Source organism: Peptostreptococcaceae bacterium, from assembly GCA_016649995.1.
In the GTDB taxonomy this organism is placed as follows: Bacteria; Bacillota; Clostridia; order Peptostreptococcales; family BM714; genus BM714.
This window is the reverse complement of record JAENWJ010000065.1, coordinates 1-8134: the sequence shown is the minus strand read 5'-3', so window position 1 is coordinate 8134 and position 8134 is coordinate 1. Positions and strand designations below refer to the sequence as shown.

Annotated in this window: 8 protein-coding genes; all 8 read right to left on the bottom strand. The window is 41.6% G+C overall.

The window, feature by feature from the left end; all coding sequences use genetic code 11:
• Window positions 1-429: 429 nt before the first annotated feature.
• Complete coding sequence (gene lysS / locus JJE29_08510; GenBank protein MBK5252656.1) at window positions 430-1902, bottom strand: lysine--tRNA ligase; 1473 nt, start codon at window positions 1900-1902, stop codon at window positions 430-432.
• Between the two features lie 13 nt (window positions 1903-1915).
• The gene (gene greA / locus JJE29_08505; protein MBK5252655.1) at window positions 1916-2419 is read right to left on the bottom strand and encodes a transcription elongation factor GreA; all 504 of its coding nucleotides are present in this window, start codon (window positions 2417-2419) and stop codon (window positions 1916-1918) included.
• 137 nt (window positions 2420-2556) lie between these two features.
• On the bottom strand, window positions 2557-3525 hold the full coding sequence (dusB, locus tag JJE29_08500; GenBank protein ID MBK5252654.1) for a tRNA dihydrouridine synthase DusB: 969 nt from the start codon (window positions 3523-3525) through the stop codon (window positions 2557-2559).
• 31 nt (window positions 3526-3556) lie between these two features.
• Window positions 3557-4330, bottom strand: coding sequence for a type III pantothenate kinase (locus tag JJE29_08495; GenBank protein ID MBK5252653.1), 774 nt, complete (start codon window positions 4328-4330; stop codon window positions 3557-3559).
• Window positions 4331-4361: 31 nt separating this feature from the next.
• Window positions 4362-5342 carry a biotin--[acetyl-CoA-carboxylase] ligase gene (locus tag JJE29_08490; protein MBK5252652.1) on the bottom strand — a complete coding sequence of 327 codons (981 nt, stop codon included), beginning with the start codon at window positions 5340-5342 and terminating at the stop codon, window positions 4362-4364.
• Window positions 5343-5465: 123 nt separating this feature from the next.
• Complete coding sequence (locus tag JJE29_08485; protein ID MBK5252651.1) at window positions 5466-6599, bottom strand: sodium ion-translocating decarboxylase subunit beta; 1134 nt, start codon at window positions 6597-6599, stop codon at window positions 5466-5468.
• Between the two features lie 46 nt (window positions 6600-6645).
• A complete protein-coding gene (locus JJE29_08480; GenBank protein MBK5252650.1) occupies window positions 6646-7068 on the bottom strand; it encodes a biotin/lipoyl-binding protein in 423 nt (140 codons plus the stop codon).
• A 278-nt stretch (window positions 7069-7346) separates the two neighbouring features.
• The gene (locus tag JJE29_08475) at window positions 7347-7769 is read right to left on the bottom strand and encodes an OadG family protein (protein ID MBK5252649.1); all 423 of its coding nucleotides are present in this window, start codon (window positions 7767-7769) and stop codon (window positions 7347-7349) included.
• Between the last annotated feature and the right edge of the window lie 365 nt (window positions 7770-8134).

The following is an 8134-nucleotide window of genomic DNA, read 5'->3' as shown; positions in this document are numbered from 1 at the left end:
CTCTTAATTGAAATCTCAAATACGAGTTTCGCTAGCAATTATTTATTGCTTTAATTCTTTTTTAATGCTTTGCTCTCTTACTGTTCAGTTTTCAAAGACCGCTATTTCACTTGCTTTGCGCCATTTCCCTTTCGGCGACTCTGTTATAATATCATTTGCCTATATCCATGTCAACCACTATTTCACGGTTTTTCACTATTTGTTTCGCTCTTTCTTTAAATGCAAATATTGCTTGTGGTTTTATGCTTTTTGTTCGTTTTTTTGCCTATTCAGCGTACTTTTCTGTAAATTTACAGCCGCATTGTTCGCTTTCAATGGTGCTCCTTGTATAATCCTTTAAAAATTATTAAAGTCATCTTCATCAACACCATAAGCGCAGAAGGTAAAAAAATAAAAAGATGCCAAGAGGCATCCTTTTATAATCTAAAATCATTCTTTTATCAACGGTTTCATTGTCGGGAAAAGTATTACGTCCCTAATTGATGGTGAATCAGTAAGAAGCATCAACACTCTATCGACTCCGATTCCGAGTCCTCCTGTGGGCGGCATTCCTACTTCTAAGGCTCTCAAAAAATCCTCGTCCATTCTGTGGGCTTCCTCGTCGCCAAGTTCCCGCTGTTTTAATTGGTCTTCAAAACGTCCCCTTTGATCTATTGGGTCGTTCAGCTCCGAAAAGCCATTTGCTATTTCCCATGTGTTTACAAACGCCTCAAATCTGTTGGTTATTTCAGGATTGTCAGGATTCCTCTTTGAAAGTGGAGAAACTTCGACAGGGTGATGCGTGATGAATGTCGGTTGAATCAAATGCTCCTCAACATATTCCTCAAACGCTTCGTTTATAATGTGGCCCTTCGCCATTCCTTCTTTCACTTCTATGTGAAGCTCTTTAGCCGCGGCAACAGCTTTTTCGAAATCCATATCGGAAAAATCTACTCCGGTATACTGCTTAACCGCTTCGGTCATTGAGATTCGTTTCCAAGGAGGCGTCAAATCAATTTCGGTTCCTTGATAGTTTATTTTGGCAGTCCCTAAAACCTTTTCGGCACAGTATGCGACAATATTCTCAGTGAGTTCCATCATATACTGATAGTCCTCATAGGCCGCGTAAAGCTCTATGGCTGTGTATTCCGGGTTATGCTTTATGGACATGCCCTCGTTTCTGAACATTTTGCCCATCTCGTAGACTTTGTCGAAACCGCCTACAATCAATCTTTTGAGATAAAGCTCATTGGCTATTCTCATGTACATGTCTATATCAAGAGTATTGTGATGTGTCACAAAGGGTTTTGCAACAGCTCCTCCGGGTATCGTATTCAAAATCGGGGTATCCACTTCTAGATAGTCGCGCTCATCGAGGTATTCTTTTATAGCCTTAATCACCTTCGAACGGATGATGAAAACCTCTTTTACTTCCGGATTAACAATAAGGTCAACATAACGCTGTCTATATCTTAAATCGGGATCCTTGAGTCCATGCCATTTTTCCGGTAGCACTTGAAGCGATTTCGTCAAAAGACTCATTTCCGAAATCTTTACTGAGATCTCCCCCTTACGGGTTTTGAAAACATCTCCAACAATCCCTACAATATCCCCTATGTCATACAATTGAAAGATTTCAAAGTTTTCTTCTCCCAAAAGGTCTTGCTTTACAAATATTTGTATTCTACCTTCTTTATCCATAATATCTACGAAAGATACCTTGCCCATTCCTCTCTTGGCCATTATCCTTCCGGCCATGCGGACATTTTTCCCTTCATATTCATCAAACGAATCCTTGATTGAATTGCTGTAGGCAGTACGCTCGAATTTTTCTATTTTAAATGGATCCATTCCTTTTTCCTTAAGCTTCTGCAGCTTATCTCTTCTTACCTGCAAAATCTCACTCAAGCCATTCTCTTCCATACTCCAACGCCCCCTATGCTTCCTTCCTTATATCAAGTATCCTGTACTTAATTGTACCGTTCGGAACAGTTATTTCGACTTCCTCTTCCTTCTTGCATCCAAGAAGAGCTTTTCCTATTGGAGATTCTGTAGAAATTTTAAACTCGTATGGATCGGCTTCCATCATTCCTACAATCGTATATTCCACGATTTCTTCCATATCAAAATCATCATCTTTTTTAAAATCAAGATCTATAACCTTTACAAGAGTCCCTACACCCACATAATCCAACGAAATGTCCTCATCTTTGACTATTCTGGCATTAGCACTCATGTTCTCAAGTTCTAGAATCCGAATCTCAACTTCTGCCTGTTCATTTTTCGCTTCATCATATTCCGAGTTTTCACTGATATCGCCGAATGCAAGAGCCTGTTTGATTTTGTCAGCTATTTCTCTTCTTCTTACTGTTTTGAGTTCGCCCAATTCATTCTCGATTTTTCCGAGTCCTTTTTTAGTAAAGATAAATTCTTTTTGCATCTTATTTCCCTCCAAATTTATGTGCCTGTTCTTTACATCAATAAATGCAGTAAAGAATAAGCACCGCCAATCACCAGTGCTCCAAATTTCTTATGCGACCAATTATAATGTAGTCGGTTTTCATTGTCAATGCATATTTAAACACCCTCTGCAATCAGCAATGTATCAAGCAATGCAAATATTTCCTCAGGATTTTCAGCTTGATTGATCTTGTTTTTTACGCTAGCGGAATTAGGGATTCCTTTAAGGTACCATGCACTATGTTTTCTAAATTCCCTTCCAGCTATATATGCCTCCTTATTCTCAACCAATCGAGTAAAATGGAATTTTGCCATTTGAACCTTCTCTCTATAAGAGGGCGATTCAATTTCATATCCCTTTTCCAGGAAATGACGCACTTCACTAAAAATCCAGGGATTGCCCTTCGCCGCCCTTGCTATCATTAGTCCGTCGCATCCAGTAATTTTAAGTGCCCTCGCTGCCGAAGGCCCGTCTACAACATCCCCGCTAAGTACAACAGGTATCTGCAATAACTCCTTGACTCTCGCTATAATATCCCAGTCAGCCTTCCCGAAGTAGTATTGATCCCTCGTTCTCCCGTGAACGGTAATGAAGTCCGCTCCCGCCGCCTCAATTCGAAGTGCGAAATCGACAACATTCACATTCACTTCGTCCCAGCCAATCCGCATTTTTACCGATACCGATTTCTTTGTGCTTTCAACTACCTTTTCCACTATCCTTGCCGCCAATTCGGGGTTTTTCATGAGCGCCGATCCTTCTCCGTTCTTTACCACCTTGGGAACCGGGCATCCCATGTTTATATCAAGAAAATTATTTTTACTATTCTCAAGCTTTTCAGCCGCTTCCGCCATGATATTAGGGTCCGATCCAAAAATCTGTATACCGGCAATTTTTTCGCTTTCGTTGATTGCAATCAGCTTCTTTGTCTTTAGATCCTTGTAGTGAAGACCCTTTGCGCTCACCATCTCTGTCACCGTAACATCGCAACCCATTTCGCTGCAAATTGTTCTATAGGTTTCATCAGTAATTCCCGCCATAGGACCCAAAAACAGCGGATTTTCTATTTCTGCATTTCCGATTTTCATCACTACCACCTGTTTGAATAGAATAAACCAATCAGCTTTTCCGATTCATATCGTAAATAATTTTAAGTCCATCGAGTGTCAGAAATTTATCAACGATTTCTATAGTCTCCGACTCGGAAGCTATCATACTTGAGAGTCCTCCTGTAGCAATAACCCTGATATCTTCCTTGTTCAATTCCTTCTTCATCCTTCTGACTATATAGTCCACAAGCCCAACATATCCGTAAATAACACCCGACTGTATGCTCTTGACAGTGTTTTTGCATATAACACCTTCAGGCTTTATCAATTCGACTTTTGGCAGTTTAGAAGCCTTTTGAAAAAGCGCATCGCTTGAAATCTTTATTCCCGGGGCTATAGTTCCGCCCATATACTCATTCTTGTCTGATATGGCGCAAAAGGTTGTTGCTGTTCCAAAATCGACAATTACGCACGGTCCTCCATACTTATGTATGCATGCAACCGCATTAACGATTCTATCGGCCCCGACCTGCCTTGGATTGTCATACTTTATATTAATTCCAGTCTTGATTCCAGGACCCACTACCAACGCTTCTTTGTCAAAATATTTGATTGCCATATGTTGCAAGGAATACATTATTGTCGGAACAACCGAGGATATGATTATATCTTTTATTGCCTCCGGAGGAATGCCCTCGCTTTTGAAGAATTGATGGACTATGATTCCTATTTCATCACTAGTCTTCGTCTTGTCTGTTGACATTCTCCAATTTCTCAGCAATTCCTGACCCTTGTAAACTCCCAAAACAATATTTGTGTTCCCGACATCGCATACCAATAACATTTTTTCACCTGCTTTTTAAAATTTCTTTATTCTAGATATAGCCGTTTTCAGAGCGTATTGAAACCTCTCCTGATAGAATCTCTTTCTCACTTCCGTCCTCATATTGTACCACAAGCTCACCGCTATCGTTAATCCCTGTTGCCAAAACTTCCACAGAATTGTTTTTTTCTTTAATCCAAATTTTTTTTCCAATCACGGCAGAATGCTTTCTGCAAATATTCAGGGCCTTTTCAAAATCTCCGTCTTCAAAAAATAAATCCAGGAATCTTTCAAGACAATTCAAAAAATGAAACAGAAGCTTTTTTCTGTCTACGGCTTCCCCAATTTCAATCTTCATCGATGTGGCCTTATCCGCCAATTCTTCGCTGAAAACATCGATATTTGCATTAATTCCGATACCCAGGACAATATAGTTCACGCAATCGACTTCGGCTTCCATCTCGGTCAGTATGCCGCAAACCTTCCTGTCTCCAACTACAATATCATTAGGCCATTTGACCTTCACATCGAGTCCATACAAGCATTTAATTGTTTCAATCAGGGCGGCGGCTGCTATTTGGGTTAATTTAGGCGCATCCTGTGGAGCAATTTTCGGTTTCAAAAGGAGCGACATCCATATTCCCTTTCCCGAAGGAGATGTCCACTCACGGCCCAATCTTCCTCTTCCGCTGTTTTGCTCCTCGCTTACAACCAATGTTCCGTCAGGCAAATCATCGGCATTCTCTTTTATGTAGTTGTTAGTGGACCCTATAGTTTCAAAGCAAACAACGTTATGACCCAAATGAACGGTAGACATTCCTATAGACAATTCATCTTTTGTCAACAAATCCGGTTCACCTACCAATCTATATCCTTTTCTGGATAAGGATTCGATTTCATATCCGGATTTTTTCAGTTCATTGATATGTTTCCATACAGCGGTCCTCGAAACCCCGAGGGTCTTGCTTATTGCTTCTCCAGAGACATAGTTCAATCTATGATTTTTTAGAAATTCCAATATGGTCCGATCCATCTTTTTGTTCCTCCCAGCAAACCTTTTAACTTTTCAAACCATTCTACCATATTATCCTTTGAATCAAAAGGCGGGCAGACCGCTTTTGCATGCAGTCTGCCCGAACTTAATTGATTATGTTTTTTAGCCGAAAAGCGAAAGCATAACACCCGCGGCCACGGCTGAGCCTATGACCCCGGCAACATTCGGGCCCATTGCGTGCATGAGTAAGAAGTTTGAAGGATTCTCCTGCTGCCCAACGGTCTGGGATACACGGGCTGCCATGGGAACTGCGGATACTCCCGCCGAACCTATGAGAGGATTGATTTTCCCTCCTGTAAGCTTGTTCATTATCTTTGCAAGTATGACTCCAGCTGCTGTTCCAACTGCAAAAGCCAGTACGCCAAGTACTATGATCTTGATTGTTTCAGCTTTGAGGAACTGTTCTGCTGTAGCTGTAGCTCCGACTGAAAGTCCCAGGAAGATTGTGACTATGTTTATGAGAGCATTGGCGGCAGTATCTTTTAGTCGGTCTGTCACCAAGCATTCCTTGAACAAATTCCCAAGCATAAGCATACCGATAAGTGTTGCAGCCGGCGGCAGCATGAGGGAAACAAGGAGTGTTACCATTATCGGGAAAAGCACTTTTTCCGATTTGCTTACTTTCCTGAGCTGGTCCATCTTGATTTGCCTTTCCGCTTTTGTGGTAAGGGCTTTCATGATGGGCGGCTGTATTATTGGAACAAGGGCCATGTACGAGTATGCCGCTACGGCTATTGGCCCCAAAAGGTCAGGTGCAAGCCTTGATGCAAGAAATATAGCTGTAGGACCATCAGCTCCGCCTATGATTCCAATTGCTCCGGCCTGTTGTCCTGTAAAACCGAGAAGTATGGCTCCCAGGAATGTTGTGAATATTCCAAACTGGGCCGCAGCTCCAAGGAGCAGGGCTTTTGGATTTGCTATCAGTGGTCCGAAGTCTGTCATTGCTCCAACGCCCATGAATATGATGGGCGGGAATATTCCAAGCTCGTCTCCCTGGAAGAAATACCAAAGCAAGCCTCCCGGTTCACCTTCTCCTCCATGAGGAACCATCATTCCTGCAAACGGCAGGTTTGTCAGAAACATTCCGAATGCAATCGGAACGAGAAGAAGCGGCTCGAAGCCCTTTTTGATTGCCAGGTAAAGAAGCAGGAACGATATAAGTATCATTAGTATGTTCTGGGGGTTTAGCCCCATGAAGCCTGTGCTCTGTATGAATTTTGTGACTATCTGTAGCATGGATGCATCTCCTTTCTGCTTTTGTTGTTCTCTATCGAGGGGTGCGTTAACCCAATACGACGAGAACGTCTCCAGCGTTTACAGATGCACCTTTGGTCACATTTACGCTAACGACTTTGCCGTCTTCCATTGCAACGATTTCGTTCTCCATTTTCATGGCTTCAAGTATAAGGAGGACATCTCCGTTTTTAACGGTATCTCCAGCTGCTACTTTTATGTCGAGGACTGTTCCAGGCATTGGGGATTCCACGATTGTTCCGCCTGCTGTTGCTGTTGCTGCCGGCGCTACGGGTGCTGAGGGTGCTGAGGGTGCTGAGGGTGCTGAGGGTGCTGAGGGTGCTGAGGGTGCTGAGGGTGCTGAGGGTGCTGCCGCCGCTCTTGGTGCTCTTGGAGCCTCTGGCACTCCTCCGATTTCTTCCACTTCTACTTCATAGGCCTTTCCATTAACCGATATGTTGAATTTTTTCATCCTTTTCTCCTCCAATTTGTAGGGCAGTAAAAGCAGTGGGAAGTTATAAGTGGAAAGAAAAAGATAAAAACTAAAATCAAAACAAAATAACCTTACTATGGTTTAATTGTTTTCAGCTTCTGTCTTTTACACTTGTTTCTTCTTCCTACTTTCTACTTTCTGATTTCCACTTTTTATTCTTCCATCTTTTCCTGCAATTTGCATGTTGCCAGCTTCTTTTTCTGTCTTTTCCCTTTGCCTTTAGGTTTTGTTCCTACTTTCTACTTTCTACTTTCTACTTATTGGACTCTCGTTTTCATCTGTTCGAATCTTCCTGCATTTCCCCAAGCCGGCAGGGCGTTTTGGGTTCTTCGGATATTTCTTACGATTATGTTATGCACAGATGTGTTCATACTCGAAGCCACCGCAGCCGCTATTACGGCTACTATGGCTTCGTCTATTTCGCCTTCTTTTTTCTCTATGGTTGTTTCAGGTTCAGTCACCGCTGCTACTACTAAAGCCTGTTTTTCTATTTTAGTCGATTTCGTTCCAAGAATGCGGCTCATGAGTGCTATCATTCCCCATAGTATACTGAGGGCAATAAAGGTTATTGCCATCCCAAGCAGTGTCACGTATAGCGACGCAAGCATTTTATCCCCAAGAGACATTGTCTTTATTATGTCCGGATTGGCGAAACGATCTATTAATGTCATTTTTTCCATGGATTCACCTCCAATAAAGTGATAAGTGGAAAGCTAAAAGTTCTAAGTAGAAAGTTCTAAGTGGAAAGTTCTAAGTGGAAAGGAAAAGATAAAAACTAAAATCAAAACAAAATACCTTTTTTCCCTGTTTTAATTATTGCAGCTTCTGTCTTTTGCACTTGTTTCTACTTGCTACTTGCTACTTTCTTTTTTTCTGCTTGTTCACTTTTTATTATTTTTCTATTTTTCTCTTGCTCTTGTTTTTTTCACTTTCTGCTTAAAGCAGTATGTCTCCTTGCCTGTTGCTTTTATTGTTGCTTTTGCCTTTCTTTCTACTTTCTACTTTCTACTTTCTACTTTCTACTTTCTACTTTCTACTTTCTACT

Bases quoted from the DNA above. Each gene is read 5' to 3' on its own strand.
- lysS (MBK5252656.1), bottom strand. From the start codon at position 1,902: ATGGAAGAGAATGGCTTGAGTGAGATTTTGCAGGTAAGAAGAGATAAG.
- greA (MBK5252655.1), bottom strand. From the start codon at position 2,419: ATGCAAAAAGAATTTATCTTTACTAAAAAAGGACTCGGAAAAATCGAG.
- dusB (MBK5252654.1), bottom strand. From the start codon at position 3,525: ATGAAAATCGGAAATGCAGAAATAGAAAATCCGCTGTTTTTGGGTCCT.
- JJE29_08495 (MBK5252653.1), bottom strand. From the start codon at position 4,330: ATGTTATTGGTATGCGATGTCGGGAACACAAATATTGTTTTGGGAGTT.
- JJE29_08490 (MBK5252652.1), bottom strand. From the start codon at position 5,342: ATGGATCGGACCATATTGGAATTTCTAAAAAATCATAGATTGAACTAT.
- JJE29_08485 (MBK5252651.1), bottom strand. From the start codon at position 6,599: ATGCTACAGATAGTCACAAAATTCATACAGAGCACAGGCTTCATGGGG.
- JJE29_08480 (MBK5252650.1), bottom strand. From the start codon at position 7,068: ATGAAAAAATTCAACATATCGGTTAATGGAAAGGCCTATGAAGTAGAA.
- JJE29_08475 (MBK5252649.1), bottom strand. From the start codon at position 7,769: ATGGAAAAAATGACATTAATAGATCGTTTCGCCAATCCGGACATAATA.